The following is a 16,675-nucleotide window of genomic DNA, read 5'->3' as shown; positions in this document are numbered from 1 at the left end:
TTGGTGTTTCGGTGGTCATGGCGAGAGGGAAACGCCCGGTTACATTCCGAACCCGGAAGCTAAGCCTTTCAGCGCCGATGGTACTGCATGGGGGACCGTGTGGGAGAGTAGGACGCCGCCGAACAATGTGTGTGGAGAGGGCCCCGCCGGCATGCCGGCGAGGCCCTCTCTTTTTTGGTGTGTCCGGGGTGGTGTGGTGTCCGGGGATTGGGTTCCGGGGGCCGCGCCACCCCTTTTTCGCGTTCGCCGGGTTTTTCCGGTGATGTTCCTCCGGTGCGGGGCCCTGGTGTCCCCGGGGGGCGCGGCACCGGTGAATCCGGCGCCCGAGTTCCTTTCGCGTTGTACCTCTGCAAGCCGGAGTGAGGAGAAGCCTCGGCGCCGAATGGTGATCGTGCTCTGCTCCAAGGCGATGGACAAAGGCGATGGACACGTGCACGCGCATCCGATCGGCGTCCACCCGCGTCCTGGGAACCGCGGAGCCGACCCCTTGGCGGGCGCAGCTCCTACGAGCGCGGGCGTACTGCGGGATACGAGGATTCGGCTGCACGTCCCCACAGGGACGACTCCGGAGCCGGCGCCCTCCAGCGACGTGAGGGCTTTCGCGTCATCGGGACGGCCGGCCCTGGTCCCCGAGCGGTTCTCAGAGACGGCCCATGGCTTTGAGGGCGAGATAGGCGTCGGCCAGGGCCGGGGCGAGCTCGGCGGGGGTGGCGTCCACGACCGTGACGCCGTGGCGGCGGAGCCGGGCCGCCGTGTGGCGGCGTTCGGCCTGCGTCTGAGCCGCGGCCGCGGCTCCGTAGACGGCGTCGAGTGTGCCGCGTGCGGTGGCCATCTCCTCGATGCGGGGGTCCGCGACCGAGGCGACCACGACCGTGTGGCGCTGGGTGAGGAGGGGAAGCACCGGGAGCAGTCCCTCCTCCACGGGAGAGGGGTCGAGACCGGTGAGCAGGACGACGAGCGAGTGCTGTGGAGCGTTGCGCAGGACTGCCGAGGCCATGCCCCGGGTGTCGGATTCGATCAGCGCCGGCTCGAGCGGCGCCATCGCCGTGACCAGGGCGGGCAGCAGATCGTGGGCGGTGCGGCCCCGGACCGTGGCGCGTACCCGGCGGTCGTAGGCCAGGAGGTCGAAGCGGTCGCCCGCACGGGCGGAGAGGGCGGCCAGCAGCAGGGCGGCGTCCATCGCGGCGTCGAGGCGCGGGATGTCGCCCACGCGGCCGGCCGAGGTGCGTCCGGTGTCGAGGACGGTCAGGATGCGGCGGTCGCGTTCGGGCCGCCAGGTGCGGACGGCGACGGTGGTCTGGCGGGCGGTGGCGCGCCAGTCGATGGAGCGGGTGTCGTCTCCGGGGATGTACTCGCGGAGGCTGTCGAACTCGGTGCCCTCGCCACGGGTGAGGACGCTGGTGCGTCCGTCGAGTTCGCGGAGCCGGGAGAGCCGGGCGGGCAGGTGTTTGCGGCTGGTGAAGGGCGGCAGGACGCGCAGGGTCCAGGGCACGGAGTGGCTGCCCTGGCGGGCGGCGAGACCGAGCGGGCCGTAGGAGCGCACGGTGACGCGTGCGGCCCGGTGGTCGCCGCGCCGGGTCGGGCGCAGATGCGTGGTGATGCGGCGGCGCTCTCCCGGGGGCACGGTCAGCCGGTGGCGGGAGGCGGTGATCCCGGAGCCGGCGGGCCAGCCGCTGGGGGGCCAGGCGTCGCGGAGATGGGCGCGGAGCGGACGCCCCGAGGGGTTGGCGACGGTGAGCTGGACCTGGGCGGGCTCACCGAGTCGAACTGATGTGTCACCGGAACGGGTGAAAAGGAGCTTTCGGACTGGTGCCGCGCGTCCGAGGTCGTACAGAATTGCGAGCAGCAGGGGAAGTTCGACGGCGAGGAGGCCGGTCCAGCCGGGAAGCAGGAAGCCGACGAGGAGCGCGCCGAGAGCGGCGATGAGGGCTGTACGTCCGGTGAGAGCCATCGGTCGGTTCGCGTCGCTTCAGCGGGGCACGGGGACATGGGCGAGCAGCGAGGAGATCACGCTGTCCGTGGTGACGCCCTCCATCTCGGCCTCGGGGCGCAGTTGGATGCGGTGCCGCAGGGTGGGCAGGGCGAGGGCCTTCACGTCGTCGGGGGTGACGTAGTCGCGTCCGGTGAGCCAGGCCCAGGCGCGGGCAGCAGAGAGCAGCGCGGTGGCGCCGCGGGGTGAGGCGCCCAGGGAGAGCGAGGGGGATTCACGGGTGGCACGGCAGATATCGACGACGTAGCCGGCGACTTCGGAGGAGATCGAGGTCTTGGCGACCGCGGCGCGGGCCGCGTCGAGTTCCGCGGGGCCGGCCACGCGCCGTACTCCGGCGGCGGCGAGGTCGCGGGGGTCGAAGCCCTCGGCATGCCGGGTGAGGACCTTGATCTCCTCTTCCCTGGAGGGCAGCTGCACCTGGAGTTTGAGAAGGAACCGGTCGAGCTGGGCCTCGGGGAGGGGGTAGGTGCCCTCGTACTCGACGGGGTTCTGGGTGGCGGCCACCAGGAAGGGATCCGGGAGCTTGCGCGCGGTGCCCTCGACGGAGACCTGCCGTTCCTCCATGGCCTCGAGGAGGGACGCCTGGGTCTTCGGCGGGGTGCGGTTGATCTCGTCGGCGAGAAGGAGGTTGGTGAAGACCGGGCCGGGCTGGAAGGAGAACTCGGCCGTCCGGTTGTCGTAGATGAGGGAGCCGGTGACGTCGCTGGGCATCAGGTCGGGGGTGAACTGGACGCGCTTGGTGTCGAGGTCGAGCGTGGCTGCCAGGGAGCGGACCAGAAGGGTCTTCGCGACGCCCGGGACGCCCTCCAGCAGTACGTGCCCGCGGCAGAGCAGGGCGACGACGAGTCCGGTGACGGTGGCGTCCTGACCGACCACGGCCTTGGAGATCTCGCTGCGCAGGGCCTCGAGGGCGGCGCGTGCGCTGTCTGCGGAGGGGGCGCTCACGGGGTGCGGTCCTTGTCTCTCGGAGTCGGGGTGATGCGGCGTTCGAGGAGGTCGAGTTCGTCGGTGAGCCGGACGAGGGCTTCGTCGTCGGCCGGGGCCGGACCGAACAGGACGGTGTGGATGCGGTTGCCGTCGTCTCCGGTGCGGGCGGCGACGGCCGGACACAGGGCCTCGGGACGGTGGGCCTGTGCGGTGGGCACTCCCGCGAGGGGGGCGAGCCGGGTGCGGGTGGCGGAACGCAGCGCTTCGGCGGCGCGGTCGCGTGCGTTCGCCTGGCGGTAGAGGCGGGCGCGGCCTTCGGTGGCCTCGGAGGCCGGGACGGCGACGGGCAGCCGTTCGGGGACGAGGGGTCCGAGCCTTCTGGCGCGCCAGAGGGCGGCGAGGACGGCGGCGATCGCGAGTTGGAGGGCGCCCCACCTCCACCCGGAGGGGATGAGGTCGAAGAAGCTCTCGTCGCCGCCGTCGGCGGCGGTGGCGTCGTCCAGGGAGGGGAGGTACCAGACCAGATGGGGACGGGAGCCGAGGAGTTGCAGGGCCAGCGAGGCGTTGCCGTGCTCGTCGAGGCGGTGGTTGTACAGCAGGTCCGGTGCGCCGAGCACCACTGTGTCGCCGTCGCCGGAGCCCGCGGGCAGCCGGAGCAGGGTGGGCAGGTCGCCGCTGGGGTAGCAGGCGTCGACCGTGGCCGCGGAGGTGGTGTAGGTGATGCCGCCGAGTTCGGCCTCGCCCGCGCGCCGGGCGTACGGGGCGTCGCAGTCGGGTCGCAGTACCTCGACGGGGGTGGGCTCCACGGCGCGTACGCCCGGGGCCAGGGTGTCCAGCGAGGCGGGGCCCGGGGCCAGCAGGACGGTGCGGCCTCCGCTGCCGGAGACGGCGGCGCGCAGCGCGGACTGCTGGCGGGCGCCGAGCAGGTCGGGGTTGGCCACCAGCAGCGTGGTGTCGGGCCCCAGCGCTTCGGTGGCCTCGGCGACGGTGGTGGCGACGGTGGTGTCCACGCCGCGGTCGGCGAGGAGTTCGGCGGTGGCGCGGCTGCCGTAGCGGTCGGCGGAGCGCGGGTCGAGCAGGCCGTACTGCTCGCCGGAGCGCAGGGCGGCGATGATCAGTCCGGCCAGCGCCAGGACGGTCGCCGCCAGCAGCAGGCCGCGGGCACGTCCCCACAGCTGGCGGGAGGTGGGCGAGACCGAGGTCGCCGGGCCCGTGGCGGTGGGGTCGGCGGGAGGCGGCGAGGTCGTCATGCGGCATCTCCGCCGGTGGTTGCGCCGGTGGTCTCGGCGGTGGCGCGGTCGTCGGCGAGCCGGGGCCTGCTGCGCCGGACGGCGTGGTCGAGGTCGCGCAGCCGGATGTACGCGGCCCGGTCGGCCGGGCGTTCGGCGTATGTGACCTCGTCGAAGGCGAGGGCGGCGGCGTACAGGGCCTCGGCGTGGCCGGGGAGGGCGCGGGCGGCCTCGGCGGCCGCCTCGTCGGCGGTGCGGCCGGGGCGGGGGTCGAGCAGGGCGCGCTCCTCCAAGGAGCGGACGAGGGCGCGCATCCGTTCCTGGAGGGCCTCGCTCCAGCGTCCGGCGTCCGCGTGCCGCTCGGCCGCGGCGCGGTGCTGGTCGGCGCTGCGCGGGCGGTCGTCGAAGAGCGCGGCGCTGCCGCCCGTCCCGGGGGCGCGGCGCAGCGCGCCCATGCGCAGGCGCAGGCCGGTGAGGAGCAGCACGACGAGCAGGGCGACGACCGCGAGGCCGACCCAGCCGCCGGGGGTGGCCCCGGCGGCCGCGTCGAGGAGGTCGCCGACCCGCTCCCACACCCAGTCGAGCAGGCGGCGCAGCGGGCTCGGGTCGTTCTCGTGGTACATCGGCTTGGACAGCTCGTCCTCGGCGGCCTCGCGCGCCGGGCCGCGTGGGATCGTCACCGGTACGTCGCCGTCGGAGCGCACGGCGGACGGGGCCTCCCCTGCCGCCGTGCGCGCGCCCGCGGACCGCGTCACCACATCAGTTCCCCGGGGGTGTGCCGTCGGTGGGCCGCTCGTAGCCGGGGACGCCCGCGGCGCGGGCGAGTTCGAGGTCGAGGGCCTCGCGGCGGATGCGCTGGTCCATGTAGAGCAGGGCGGTGACGCCCGCGCTGAGCGGGAGGGTGATGGTGGAGGCGAGCACCGCGCCGATGCCGATGACGATCAGGTACGTCCAGGTCACGTCGGCGACGCCGCCGGACAGGAAGGTGTCGATGCCGTCGCCGCCCAGCACCGGGGCCAGCAGGGATGCGGGGAGCTGGATGATCATGCTCACCATGGCGACCAGCACGACCGTGAGGAGCTGGATGCCGAACACGCGCCACCAGGAGTTCCGCACGAGCTTGGCGGAGCGGCGCAGGGCGGTGAACACGCCCTGCCGCTCCAGCATCAGCGCGGGTGCGGAGAGGCAGTAGCGGATCCACAGCCAGACGGCCGCCACGACGCCCGCGAAACCGCCGAGGAGGCCGATCCCTATGCCGGCCGCCTCCGAGCCGGCCGCGCCGAGCACGATGCCGGGCAGCGTCCCCAGGAAGATCACGCCGGTCACGATCAGCCCCACCAGCAGCGTCAGGCCGAGCAGGCGGGCGAGCTGCGGCCGGGAGTCGCGCCAGGCCTCCCCGATGGACACCGTGCGGCCCAGGACGGCGCGGCTGACCACCACGGTGAGCATCGCGGTGGCGATGACGGTGCCGACCAGGACGGCCAGCATCTCGACGCCCAGGGCGCTGAACGTACCGCTGAGGGCGTCCAGCACCTCGTCGGTGGTGGGCTCGGCCTTGGTCTCCAGGGCCTGGAGGCCGCTGTTGCCCCGCATCCAGACGCCGGTGGCGACGGTGGACGCGATCTGGATCATGATCGCGATCGCGAGCGAGATGCCCAGGACCGTACGCCAGTGGGCGCGCGCGGTGGAGACCGCCCCGTCCAGGATCTCCCCGATGCCCAGGGGGCGGAGCGGGATGACGCCGGGCTTGGCGGCGGGCGGCCGGCTCCAGTCCCCCCAGCCGGGCCGGCCCGGTGGTGGAGGAGGAGGCGTGCCCCAGCCCTGGGGGGCGGCGGGCGGCTGCTGCGGCGACCAGTTCCCGGGCGGCTGCTGCGCCGGCCCCTTGTCGACGGAGACCTTGTCGGTGGGCTGCCCGGAGGCGCCGCCACCGGATGCGCTCCCACCGGACGCCGGGGGAGGATCGGAGGGGGAGGATCCGGGCGAGACCCAGCCCGGAGAGTCACTCACTGCAGTTCACCTCGTGTTCTCGCGGCCCGTCCGTGGGGATGTGTCAGCTGGTTGGCAGCCATCGTGCCACGGGCCGCCGTGGAACGTAGCGGGCCCTGCGGGTCCCGGTTGTCATCGACTGATGGTTGGGAGAAGGGGCAGACTGTTCGAATGGTTGACCAGACTGAGGACCGATCCACGGCGTTGGCGCCCGATGGCGCACCGGTTCCCGTTCCCGCGCTGCGCTGGGAGGAACCTCCCGAGGGGCCGGTGGTGGTGTTGCTCGACCAGACCCGGCTGCCCGTCGAGGAGGTCGAGCTCGTCTGCACCGACGTGCCCGCCCTGGTGGAGGCGATCCGCACGCTCGCGGTGCGGGGGGCGCCGCTGCTGGGGCTGGCGGGCGCGTACGGCGTCGCGCTGGCCGCCGCCCGGGGGTACGACGTGACGGAGGCCGCCGAGCACCTCAGGCACGCACGTCCGACCGCGGTCAACCTCGAGTACGGGGTGCGCCGGGCCGAGCGGGCCTTCCGCGCGGTGGCCGACGCCGGTGCCGGGTACGAGCGGGCGGCCGCCGCGGCGCTCGCCGAGGCCCGCGCGCTGCACCGCGAGGACGCCGAGGCGAGCGAGCGGATGTCCGCGCACGGCCTGGCGCTGCTGGGCGAGCTGCTGCCGGGCGGCGGCTACCGAGTCCTCACCCACTGCAACACCGGGTCGCTGGTGTCGGGTGGGGGAGGCACGGCGTTCGGGGTCGTACGGGCCGCGCACCGCGCCGGGGAACTGCGCAGGCTGTGGGTGGACGAGACCCGGCCGCTGCTCCAGGGCGCGCGGCTGACGGCGTACGAGGCGGCCCGGGAGGGCATGGCGTACACGGTGCTCACGGACAGCGCGGCCGGTTCGCTGTTCGCGGCGGGCGAGGTGGACGCGGTGCTGGTCGGCGCGGACCGGATCGCGGCCGACGGCTCGGTGGCGAACAAGATCGGCAGTTACCCGCTGGCGGTGCTGGCCCGCTACCACCACGTGCCGTTCGTGGTGGTAGCGCCCGTGACCACGGTGGACCTGGAGACGGCCGACGGCGGCTCGATCGAGGTGGAGCAGCGTCCCGGCCACGAGGTGACGGAGTTCGCGCCGCCGACCGTGCCGGGAGCCGGGACGGAGCCGGGCAGCGGCATCCCGGTGGCCCCGCTGGGCGCCCAGGCCTACAACCCGGCCTTCGACGTCACCCCGGCGGAACTGGTCACGGCGATCGTCACCGAGCGCGGTGTGGTCTCGCCGGTCACCGGCGACGCCCTGGCCGAGCTGTGCGCTGCGTCACCGTCACCCCCGGAAAAGTCACGATCGGGTAATGGGATGATGGACGCATGAAGGGACGCGTCCTGGTCGTCGACGACGACACCGCACTGGCAGAGATGCTCGGCATCGTGCTGCGCGGCGAAGGCTTCGAACCGTCGTTCGTGTCGGACGGGGACAAGGCCCTCGCCGCGTTCCGCGAGACCAAGCCGGATCTCGTACTGCTCGACCTGATGCTGCCCGGGCGGGACGGCATCGAGGTGTGCCGGCTGATCCGGGCCGAGTCCGGGGTGCCGGTCGTCATGCTCACGGCCAAGAGCGACACCGTCGATGTGGTGGTGGGGCTGGAGTCCGGGGCCGACGACTACATCGTCAAGCCGTTCAAGCCCAAGGAACTGGTGGCCCGCATCCGGGCGCGGCTGCGGAGGTCGGAGGAGCCCGCTCCCGAGCAGCTCGCCATCGGCGATCTGGTCATCGACGTGGCGGGGCACTCCGTGAAGCGGGACGGCCAGTCGATCGCGCTGACGCCCCTGGAGTTCGACCTGCTGGTGGCCCTCGCCCGCAAGCCGTGGCAGGTCTTCACCCGCGAGGTGCTCCTGGAGCAGGTGTGGGGTTACCGCCACGCGGCGGACACCCGGCTGGTCAACGTCCATGTGCAGCGGCTGCGCTCCAAGGTCGAGAAGGACCCGGAGCGGCCCGAGATCGTGGTGACCGTACGCGGCGTGGGGTACAAGGCCGGACCAAGCTGACATGTGGCAAGGCGGTCGATTCCTCCCCGGCGGACTGCTGTCCGAAGGGGCGACGGGCAGCCGGGCGCACCCCCTGTTCCGGATGTTCGTCCGCTGGGTGCGCCGCCCGCTGCTGGCCGTGGTACGGCTGTGGCGGCGCAACATCCAGCTGCGGGTCGTGGCCGCCACGCTGCTGATGTCCCTCGCGGTCGTCCTGCTGCTGGGCCTGGTCGTCATCGGCCAGGTCCGCAACGGGCTCCTGGACGCCAAGCAGCAGGCCGCGCGGAGCCAGGCCGCCGGCGGCTTCGCGGTGGCCGAGCAGATGGCCGACAACGCGGCCGACGGCGCCGCCGAGGGCGACGCCGGGAACGGCCGCCGCGGGGTCCAGGACACCGGCACCTGGCTGAACAACCTGGTGACGCAGCTCGCCAGCGGCGGGCAGGGCGTCTACTACCTGGTGGCGCTCAGCTCCGAGGAGGGGCCGGACACCTTCGGCGCGGACGAGGGCGCCGGCACCCACGGGCCGCGCGCCTCCGGCCGGGCGCTGCCCGAGGAGAGCGTGTCCCAGGGCATGCGCCAGGCGCTGGCCGAGAGCCCGGACACCCACGAGCAGCACGGCAGGGTCGTGCTGGACGGCGGGCGCAGCGAGGCCGCGCTGGTCATAGGCAAGCGCCTCAGCGACCCCAACGGCGACCCGTACCAGCTCTACTACCTCTTCCCGTTCGAGCAGGAGGAGAAGTCCCTCAGCCTGGTGAAGGGCACCCTCGCCACCGCGGGGGTCTTCGTGGTGGTGCTGCTGGGGGCCATCGCCTGGCTCGTCGTGCGCCAGGTCGTCACGCCCGTCCGGATGGCGGCCAGGATCTCCGAGCGGCTCGCCGCCGGACGCCTCCAGGAGCGGATGAAGGTCTCCGGCGAGGACGACATCGCCCGGCTGGGGGAGTCGTTCAACAAGATGGCGAAGAACCTCCAGACGAAGATCCAGCAGCTGGAGGAGCTGTCCCGGATGCAGCGGCGCTTCGTCTCGGACGTCTCGCACGAGCTGCGCACCCCGCTCACCACGGTGCGGATGGCCGCCGACGTCATCTACGAGGCGCGCGACGAGTTCGACCCGGTGACGGCCCGCTCGGCCGAGCTGCTGCTGGGGCAGCTGGACCGCTTCGAGTCGCTGCTGGCGGACCTGCTGGAGATCAGCCGCTTCGACGCCGGGGCGGCCGCCCTGGAGGCCGAGCCGGTCGATCTGCGCGACGTCGTCAAGCGCGTCCTGGAGGGGGCCGAGCCGCTCGCCGAGCGCAAGGGCAGCCGGTTGCTGGTGCGCGGCGACGAGCGGCCGGTGGTGGCGGAGGCCGACGCCCGCCGCATCGAGCGCGTGCTGCGCAACCTCGTGGTCAACGCGGTGGAGCACGGTGAGGGCCGGGACGTGGTGGTCCGGCTCGCCTCGGGCGACGGCGCGGTGGCCGTGGCCGTGCGCGACTACGGCGTCGGTCTCAAGCCGGGCGAGGCCAACCGGGTCTTCAACCGCTTCTGGCGCGCCGACCCGGCCCGCGCCCGTACCACCGGCGGCACCGGCCTGGGCCTGTCCATCGCGGTCGAGGACGCCCGGCTGCACGGCGGCTGGCTGCAGGCATGGGGCGAGCCGGGCGGCGGCTCGCAGTTCCGGCTGACCATCCCGCGGACCGCGGGCGAGCCCCTGCGCGGCTCGCCCATCGCCCTGGAGCCGGCCGACTCGCGCCGCCGGAAGGAGGCGGCGGAAGCCCTCTCCGGCGGGACGCGCGCGTCCGTACCGCCGCCGCCCGCGTCCCACGGGACCGCGGAGGGCCCGCGCCGGACGCCCGGCGGCGGCGCGGTGGCGGCGCCGCCGCGGGACGGCCTGGGCGGAGGTCCGGACGGCGGTCCGGACGGCGGTCCGGACGGCGGGGGACCGGAAGAGCGGACACGGACGACGGAGGAGCGCGGTGGGCATGGCGACCGGCACGGCGGCTGAGCGTCCCCGCACGGGTTCCCCCGTGCCCCGTGCGCCCCGCAGGGCGGCGACGGCGCTGGGCGCCCTCGTCCTGCTGCTCACCGGGTGCGCGACGATGCCCTCCAAGGGGGACGTGCGCCCGGTGGACCCCTCCCCGCGCGCCGACACCGACTCCCAGGTGCGGGTGTTCGGGGTGAGCCCGCAGAAGGACGCGCAGCCCTGGCAGATCGTGCGCGGCTTCCTGGAGGCCACGACGAGCGACGAACCGGACTTCAGGACCGCCCGCGAGTACCTCACCGGCGGGACGGCGCGGGACTGGGACCCCTTCGCCCGCACGACGGTGCTCGACGGCGCGCCCAGCGTGCTCACGCCGGGCAGCTCCCTCACCGACCGGGAGGGCGACGGCGCCACCCTGGAGGTGACCGGCCCCACCGTCGCGATGGTGGACAGCGAGCACGCCTACCGCCCCAGCACGGGGACGTACCGGGAAACGTTCCACCTCGTCCGGGTCGGCGGCGAGTGGCGCATCGACCGGCTGCCGGACGGGCTGGTGGTGGCCGAGTCCGACTTCCAGCGCATCTACCAGTCGGTCAACACCTACCACTACGCCGACCTCGGCCCGGACACCGGCGCGGTGACGCGCGGCGAGGACGTCCTGGTCGCCGACCCGGTCTACGTCCGGCAGCGCATAGACCCGCTGACCGAGGCGGTCGGGGCGCTGCTGGACGGCCCGACCGGCTGGCTGGCCCCGGTGGTCGGCTCGGCCTTTCCCGAGGGCACGCGGCTCGCCGGGGGCGCCCGGCTCTCCCCGAACGACTCCGGCACGCTGGCCGTCCCGCTGGGCGTCCGCGACGAGAAGGGGCGCGAGCGTCCGCTGCGGGTGGGCAGCGCCCAGTGCGACCGGATGGCCGCCCAGCTGCTGTACACCGTGGACGGCCAGGTGTCGGTCAAGGTCGGCCGCGTCCGGCTGACCCGGGGACGGGGCGGCGAGGAACTGTGCTCCCTGTCCCGCGAGGAGGCGCGGGCGTACGCGCCGGGCCGGCTGGGCGGCGACGGCGGTCGCCAGTACTTCGTCGACGACCGCGACCGGCTGGCCGTGGTGCTGGGCGAGGGCGACCGGACCGCCCCCGTCAGCGGACCGTTCGGCACGGGGCAGGTCCGGATGAGCGCGGTCTCGGTGAGCCGGGACGAGGAGCGCGGCGCGGGGGTGTCCCTGGACGGCCGGTCGCTGTTCGTCGCCCCGCTCGCCGCCGACACCGGGCTCGGCGACCCCGTCCTGACCAGCGGTACGGAGCGCGAGAGGGACGGGCTGACGGCCCCGAGCTGGGACGGGCTCGGCGATCTGTGGGTGGCCGACCGCGACCCGCGGGGGCCCCGGCTGATGCGGCTGCGCGGAGGCCAGGAGGAGCCGGAGGCGGTCGAGGTGGTCGGCCTCGGCCGCGGCCGGATCGAGGCGCTGCGGGTCTCCTCGGACGGCGTGCGCGTGGCGCTGCTGATCAGCGAGGAGGGCCGTACGACCCTCCAGCTCGGCCGCATCGAGCGGGAGGACTCCGACGACGGCCGCCCGAAGGCGACCGTGGAGGGCCTGCGGCCCGTCGCCCCGCGGATGGACGACGTGGTCGACGCGTCCTGGGCCGGCGGCAGCAAGCTGGTGGTCGTCGGCCGGGAGGCGGGGGGCGTGCAGCAGCTGCGCTACACGGCGACGGACGGCTCGGCGGCCAGCCCCTCCACGCTGCCCGGGCTCAACGAGGTGACCGGGGTGGCGGCCTCGGAGAACGGCGACAGGCCGCTGCTGGCCGACACCAGGGAGGGCATCGCCCGGCTCGCGCGCGCCGAGTGGGAACTGGTCACGGACAAGGGGTCGATGCCCGCCTACCCGGGGTAGTCATCCCGGCATGTTCGGCATGCGGGAGTGGTGGCGGGAACTGGCCGATCTGGTGCTGCCGGCCGACTGCGCCGGGTGCGGGCTGCCGCGCACCGGCCTGTGCGCGCGGTGCCTGGGGCTGCTGCGCGGAGCGCGGCCGCGGCGGGTACGACCGCATCCGCCGCCCGGCGGCGGCCTGCCCCCGGTCCACGCGTGCCTGGCGTACGCCGACGAGGCGCGGGCGGTGCTGCTCGCGCACAAGGAGCGCGGCGCCCTGCGGCTGGCCGCCCCGCTGGGGGCGGTGCTGGCCGGGGCGGTACGGGCGGCGGCGGTGCGGGAGACGGGCCCGGAGCCGCTGCTGCTGGTGCCGGTGCCCTCCGCGCGCCGGGCGGTGGCGGCGCGCGGCCACGACCCGGTGCGGCGGATGGCCCTGGCGGCGGCCGGCGAGCTCAGACGCGGCGGACGGCCCGCCCGGGTGCTCCCCGTACTGCGGCAGCGGCGCACCGTGGCCGACCAGGCGGGGCTGGACGCCCGGCGGCGGTGGGCCAACCTGGCCGGGGCGCTGGGCACGGTGGCGGGGGCCGGACGGCTGCTGGAGGAGGGCCCGGTGGTCGTGGTGGACGACCTGGTGACCACGGGCGCCTCGCTCGCGGAGGCGGCGCGGGCGCTGGGCCGCGCGGGCGGCCGGGTGGCCGGCGCGGCGGTGGTGGCGGCCTCGGAACCCGGCGCCGTCTGAAAAGCGGTCCGGCGGTCACCCCCCACCGGGGCGTATCCGGGCCGCGAACGGGCAGTGTGGTCCCTACGGGGAACCGCCGACCGGGGCGCGGCCGCCGCCGTGGTGGAGGCGGAACGCACACGATCGGAGGTACGTGCCGGTAGGGGGTGCCGAGGATCCCCCGGCGGAGGTACGTTCGGTGGTGAGGAGCGGCGAGAGCCGTTCCGTACGGCGGGACATGTGCGCTCCATGGCGTTTGCCCGGCTTTGCTGGCCGCTTTCCCAAATGGTGGGAGTGGCGATCTTCCCGACGGGGGAGGAGGAGGTGAAAGTCGCAACCCGACGTAGGGCCGGACGGTGACGGGAAACGACCCGCACCCTTCGGACTCGGTGCACAAAGGGCGTGCTCCGCCGCTCAGGCCGCGGAGTCGCCCGGGAACGGAGTTCTGCGTGGACATCGTCGTCAAGGGCCGTAAGACAGAGGTGCCGGAGCGGTTCCGCAAGCACGTGGTCGACAAGCTCAAGGTGGACAAGATCCAGAAGATCGACGCCAAGGCGATCCGCCTCGACGTCGAGGTGTCCAAGGAGCACAACCCCCGTCAGGCCGACCGCTCGGACCGGGTTGAGATCACACTGCGCTCCCGCGGGCCGGTGATCCGTGCCGAGGCGGCGGCGGCCGATCCGTACGTGGCGCTGGACCTGGCCACGGAGAAGCTCGAGACGCGGCTGCGCAAGCAGCACGAGAAGCGGGTCTCCGCGCGCAAGGGGAACGGCCACCACCGGATCCCGGCGCGCGATGTGGCCGTGACCGTGCCGAACGCGGCGAGCATCGGCGACGACGGCCACCTCGGACCGCAGCGCACGGCGGTCGAGGAGCCGCCCGCCTCCACCAAGGTGGGGCCGCTGGAGGTCCAGGGCGAAGGCCCCCTGGTCGTCCGCGAGAAGACCCACGCGGCGGCCCCGATGTCGTTGGACCAGGCCCTGTACGAGATGGAGCTGGTCGGGCATGACTTCTACCTGTTCGTCGACTCCGAGACCAAGCTGCCCAGCGTCGTCTACCGGCGGCACGGTTACGACTACGGCGTCATCCATCTGGAACCCGATCCGTTCGTCGAGGAGGCACCGCGGGGCGCGGGAGGCGCTCTGGGTGGCTGATAACAGTCGCTGACACCGCGGACTGGCCCCGCCCCCGGCCGATCGACGAATTCGGCCGGGGGCGGGGGCATGGAATCATGGCCTCACGGCCAACCGGCGTCCTGCACCGACCGGTTGGCGCTGCGTTGCCTGGCTGCAGGGGGAGGAACCATGGCGGACAGCTTCGGGCCCGTGACGCCCGGCGCGCGGGACGGCGGCCGCGGTGCCGCCTCCGCGGACGCGCGGGAGGACGACGGTCCGCGCAGGGAGCCCATCCGGGTCCTGGTCGTCGACGACCACGCCCTCTTCAGACGCGGGCTGGAGATCGTCCTCGCGCAGGAGGAGGACATCGAGGTCGTCGGTGAGGCGGGGGACGGGGCCGAGGCCGTGGACAAGGCGGCGGACCTGCTGCCCGACATCGTCCTGATGGACGTGCGGATGCCCCGGCGCGGCGGCATCGAGGCGTGCACCTCGATCAAGGAGGTGGCCCCCAGCGCGAAGATCATCATGCTGACGATCAGCGACGAGGAGGCCGACCTCTACGACGCGATCAAGGCGGGGGCCACCGGTTACCTGCTCAAGGAGATCTCCACCGACGAGGTCTCCACCGCGATCCGCGCGGTCGCCGACGGGCAGTCGCAGATCAGCCCGTCGATGGCGGCCAAGCTGCTCACCGAGTTCAAGTCGATGATCCAGCGCACCGACGAGAAGCGGCTGGTGCCCGCGCCGCGCCTCACCGACCGGGAGCTGGAGGTGCTCAAGCTCGTCGCCACCGGCATGAACAACCGGGACATCGCCAAGGAGCTCTTCATCAGCGAGAACACGGTGAAGAACCACGTCCGCAACATCCTGGAGAAGCTCCAGCTCCACTCCCGGATGGAGGCCGTGGTGTACGCGATGAGGGAGAAGATCCTGGAGATCAGGTGAGGCGGCGCGGCCCGGAACGGTCCGGGCCGCGCGTCAGGCCAGCGCGGCGGTGAGGGCCGCGGCCGACGCCGGATCGTCGCAGCGCTCGACGCGGACCGCGTCGCAGCCCACCCAGTCCGCCGCCTCCCGCAGCGCCCGCGCCATCGGCTCCACCGCCCCGCGCCCCGCCACCGACACCTGCCGCGCCACCAGCGTCCGCCCCTCGCGGGCCGGGTCCACCCGGCCCAGCAGCCGTCCCCCCGACAGCAGCGGCATCGCGAAGTAGCCGTGCACCCGCCGGGCCCGGGGGACGTACGCCTCCAGCCGGTGGGTGAAGCCGAAGATCCGCTCGGTGCGCCCGCGGTCCCAGATCAGCGAGTCGAACGGCGACAGCAGCGTCGTACGGTGCCGCCCCCGGGTCCCGGCCGACTCCGCCTCCAGCGCCGCCGGATCCGCCCAGGCCGGCTTGCCCCAGCCCTCGACCTCCACCGGCACCAGGCCCGTCTCCGCCACGACCGCGTCGACCTGCTCGCCCTTCAGCCGGTGGTAGTCGGCCAGGTCCGCGCGCGTGGCCACCCCCATCGCGGCCCCGGCCCGGGCGACCAGCCGGCGCAGGCACTCGTGGTCGGCCAGGTCGTCGTGGAGCAGCTCGGCGGGGACGGCGCGCTCGGCCAGGTCGTACACCCTCTTCCAGCCGCGCCGCTCGGTGCAGACGACCTCGCCGGTGTCGAGCAGCCACTCCACCGCGATCTTCGTCTCGGACCAGTCGTACCACTCGCCGCCGTTCTTCGCGCCGCCCAGCTCGGTGGCGGTCAGCGGGCCGTCGGCCCTCAGCCGGTCCCGTACGGCGGCGCAGGAGCGCTCGGAGTCCTCCATGCGGTGCCAGCGGTGCCCCCTGGCCCGGAACGCCCGGCGCCGGAAGGCGAAGTGCGGCCACTCCTCGATCGGCAGGACGCAGGCGGCGTGCGACCAGTACTCGAAGGCGCGGCGGTCCGTCCAGTACGCCGCCTCCACCGTGTCGCGGCCGACCGCGCCCAGCCGCGCGTACGGCACCAGTTCGTGGGAACGGGCCAGTACCGAGATGGTGTCCAGCTGCACGGCGCCCAGGCGGCGCAGCATCCCCCGCACCCCGGCCCGGCGGTCCGGCGCTCCCAGCAGTCCCTGTGCGCGCAGTGCGATTCGGCGGGCCTCGTCGGCGGAGAGTGAGAGTGAGACGGTGGTCATGCGCCGACGATAGGGGCTGCCACCGACATCCGGTCCCGGAACCCCCGCCGGGCCCGCGGTCCCTACGGCGCCGGCAGGTACGGCACGGCCGCCGTCAGCCCCCGGTCCGAGGGCAGCAGCGACGCCACCCAGGCGTCCCGCCGGGTCCCGCGGAACGTGATCCGCGCCCGCAGGGTGCCCTCCATGACGAAGCCCAGCCGCTCCGCGACCGCCCGCGACCCGGTGTTCCCGGCCTCGGCGAACCACTCCAGGCGCTCCACGCCCAGCTCGGTGAAGGCCCAGTCGGCCACCGCCCGCGCGGCCTCCACGGTGTAGCCGCGGCCCCGGTGCGCCCTGGCCGTCCAGTAGCCCAGCTCCGCCAGGCGCCCCTCCGGGCCGGGCGGTGTGATGCGCACCAGCCCCGTCGAGCCGGCCAGCTCCCCGTCGCGGGTGAAGACGCCGAAGGTGTACGCGGTGTCCTCGCGCCAGCCGGCCGGGCCGATGTCGAGCACGAACTCCTGCGCGTGCCGCCGCTCGTACGGCTCGGGGAGGGTGGTCCAGCGCAGGATGTCCGGATCCTGGCAGGCGGCGTGGACGGCGGGAACGTCCCGGGGCTCGAAGGGCCGCAGCAACAGGCGCTCGGTGCCGAGGGTGACGGGTCGCATGAGGAGATTGTGCCGGTCATCCAATCGGGCGGAACCGGCACCTTCCGAGTCTCCGGCACGTTGGGGGGTACAGGGGCCGGTG

General features: G+C 74.2%; 14 protein-coding genes and 1 rRNA gene. 8 read left to right on the top strand and 7 right to left on the bottom strand.

Annotation, left to right across the window (positions count from 1 at the left end; all coding sequences use genetic code 11):
* Positions 1 to 7: 7 nt before the first annotated feature.
* Positions 8 to 124: ribosomal RNA gene (rrf, locus tag QC029_RS20785) — 5S ribosomal RNA — on the top strand.
* A gap of 516 nt (positions 125 to 640) precedes the next feature.
* Here rrf and QC029_RS20780 read toward each other — a convergent pair.
* From QC029_RS20780 to QC029_RS20760, 5 genes are read right to left on the bottom strand one after another with little or no spacing between them, the layout of a single operon-like run.
* Entirely contained in the window at positions 641 to 1,951 is a 1,311-nt protein-coding gene (locus QC029_RS20780; RefSeq protein ID WP_279557229.1) for a DUF58 domain-containing protein, read from the bottom strand.
* Positions 1,952 to 1,969: 18 nt separating this feature from the next.
* The gene (locus QC029_RS20775) at positions 1,970 to 2,935 is read right to left on the bottom strand and encodes a MoxR family ATPase (RefSeq protein ID WP_279557228.1); all 966 of its coding nucleotides are present in this window, start codon (positions 2,933 to 2,935) and stop codon (positions 1,970 to 1,972) included.
* Entirely contained in the window at positions 2,932 to 4,167 is a 1,236-nt protein-coding gene (locus QC029_RS20770) for a DUF4350 domain-containing protein (RefSeq protein WP_279557227.1), read from the bottom strand. Before QC029_RS20770 ends, QC029_RS20775 begins: the two co-directional genes overlap by 4 nt.
* Entirely contained in the window at positions 4,164 to 4,904 is a 741-nt protein-coding gene (locus QC029_RS20765; protein ID WP_279557226.1) for a DUF4129 domain-containing protein, read from the bottom strand. Before QC029_RS20765 ends, QC029_RS20770 begins: the two co-directional genes overlap by 4 nt.
* A gap of 1 nt (position 4,905) precedes the next feature.
* Positions 4,906 to 6,153, bottom strand: a complete 1,248-nt coding sequence (locus tag QC029_RS20760; protein WP_279557225.1) for a glycerophosphoryl diester phosphodiesterase membrane domain-containing protein — start codon at positions 6,151 to 6,153, stop codon at positions 4,906 to 4,908.
* Between the two features lie 150 nt (positions 6,154 to 6,303).
* On the opposite strand from QC029_RS20760, the gene mtnA reads away from it, so the two are divergent.
* The 7 genes from mtnA (at position 6,304) to QC029_RS20725 (ending at position 14,746) form a co-directional block, all read left to right on the top strand.
* Positions 6,304 to 7,494, top strand: coding sequence for an S-methyl-5-thioribose-1-phosphate isomerase (gene mtnA / locus QC029_RS20755; RefSeq protein ID WP_279557224.1), 1,191 nt, complete (start codon positions 6,304 to 6,306; stop codon positions 7,492 to 7,494).
* On the top strand, positions 7,491 to 8,168 hold the full coding sequence (gene mtrA / locus QC029_RS20750; RefSeq protein WP_165302778.1) for a two-component system response regulator MtrA: 678 nt from the start codon (positions 7,491 to 7,493) through the stop codon (positions 8,166 to 8,168). The genes mtnA and mtrA overlap by 4 nt, the downstream gene beginning before the upstream one ends.
* Position 8,169: 1 nt before the next feature.
* Positions 8,170 to 10,128, top strand: a complete 1,959-nt coding sequence (gene mtrB, locus QC029_RS20745; RefSeq protein ID WP_279557223.1) for an MtrAB system histidine kinase MtrB — start codon at positions 8,170 to 8,172, stop codon at positions 10,126 to 10,128.
* Positions 10,106 to 11,992: an LpqB family beta-propeller domain-containing protein gene (locus tag QC029_RS20740; protein ID WP_279557222.1), complete on the top strand. Its 1,887-nt coding sequence runs from the start codon at positions 10,106 to 10,108 to the stop codon at positions 11,990 to 11,992. Before mtrB ends, QC029_RS20740 begins: the two co-directional genes overlap by 23 nt.
* Positions 11,993 to 12,002: 10 nt before the next feature.
* Positions 12,003 to 12,707 (top strand): ComF family protein, encoded by a 705-nt coding sequence (locus QC029_RS20735; RefSeq protein WP_279557221.1) that lies wholly within the window; start codon positions 12,003 to 12,005, stop codon positions 12,705 to 12,707.
* A gap of 428 nt (positions 12,708 to 13,135) precedes the next feature.
* A complete protein-coding gene (gene raiA, locus QC029_RS20730) occupies positions 13,136 to 13,840 on the top strand; it encodes a ribosome-associated translation inhibitor RaiA (protein ID WP_279557220.1) in 705 nt (234 codons plus the stop codon).
* A 150-nt stretch (positions 13,841 to 13,990) separates the two neighbouring features.
* A complete protein-coding gene (locus QC029_RS20725; RefSeq protein WP_279557219.1) occupies positions 13,991 to 14,746 on the top strand; it encodes a response regulator transcription factor in 756 nt (251 codons plus the stop codon).
* 33 nt (positions 14,747 to 14,779) lie between these two features.
* On the opposite strand, the gene QC029_RS20720 is transcribed toward QC029_RS20725, so the two are convergent.
* Both QC029_RS20720 and QC029_RS20715 read right to left on the bottom strand, forming a co-directional pair.
* On the bottom strand, positions 14,780 to 15,949 hold the full coding sequence (locus QC029_RS20720; protein ID WP_279557218.1) for a winged helix-turn-helix domain-containing protein: 1,170 nt from the start codon (positions 15,947 to 15,949) through the stop codon (positions 14,780 to 14,782).
* A gap of 62 nt (positions 15,950 to 16,011) precedes the next feature.
* On the bottom strand, positions 16,012 to 16,593 hold the full coding sequence (locus QC029_RS20715) for a GNAT family N-acetyltransferase (RefSeq protein WP_279557217.1): 582 nt from the start codon (positions 16,591 to 16,593) through the stop codon (positions 16,012 to 16,014).
* Positions 16,594 to 16,675 lie beyond the last annotated feature (82 nt).

Origin of the sequence: Streptomyces sp. DH37, assembly GCF_029813835.1 — a bacterium.
Taxonomy (GTDB): Bacteria; Actinomycetota; Actinomycetes; order Streptomycetales; family Streptomycetaceae; genus Streptomyces.
The sequence above is the reverse complement of the archived record's forward strand: the minus strand, read 5'-3'. Positions and strand labels throughout refer to the sequence as shown.

Bases quoted from the DNA above. Each gene is read 5' to 3' on its own strand.
- QC029_RS20780 (WP_279557229.1), bottom strand. From the start codon at position 1,951: ATGGCTCTCACCGGACGTACAGCCCTCATCGCCGCTCTCGGCGCGCTC.
- QC029_RS20770 (WP_279557227.1), bottom strand. From the start codon at position 4,167: ATGACGACCTCGCCGCCTCCCGCCGACCCCACCGCCACGGGCCCGGCG.
- mtnA (WP_279557224.1), top strand. From the start codon at position 6,304: ATGGTTGACCAGACTGAGGACCGATCCACGGCGTTGGCGCCCGATGGC.
- mtrA (WP_165302778.1), top strand. From the start codon at position 7,491: ATGAAGGGACGCGTCCTGGTCGTCGACGACGACACCGCACTGGCAGAG.
- mtrB (WP_279557223.1), top strand. From the start codon at position 8,170: ATGTGGCAAGGCGGTCGATTCCTCCCCGGCGGACTGCTGTCCGAAGGG.
- QC029_RS20740 (WP_279557222.1), top strand. From the start codon at position 10,106: ATGGCGACCGGCACGGCGGCTGAGCGTCCCCGCACGGGTTCCCCCGTG.
- QC029_RS20735 (WP_279557221.1), top strand. From the start codon at position 12,003: ATGTTCGGCATGCGGGAGTGGTGGCGGGAACTGGCCGATCTGGTGCTG.
- QC029_RS20725 (WP_279557219.1), top strand. From the start codon at position 13,991: ATGGCGGACAGCTTCGGGCCCGTGACGCCCGGCGCGCGGGACGGCGGC.
- QC029_RS20720 (WP_279557218.1), bottom strand. From the start codon at position 15,949: ATGACCACCGTCTCACTCTCACTCTCCGCCGACGAGGCCCGCCGAATC.
- QC029_RS20715 (WP_279557217.1), bottom strand. From the start codon at position 16,593: ATGCGACCCGTCACCCTCGGCACCGAGCGCCTGTTGCTGCGGCCCTTC.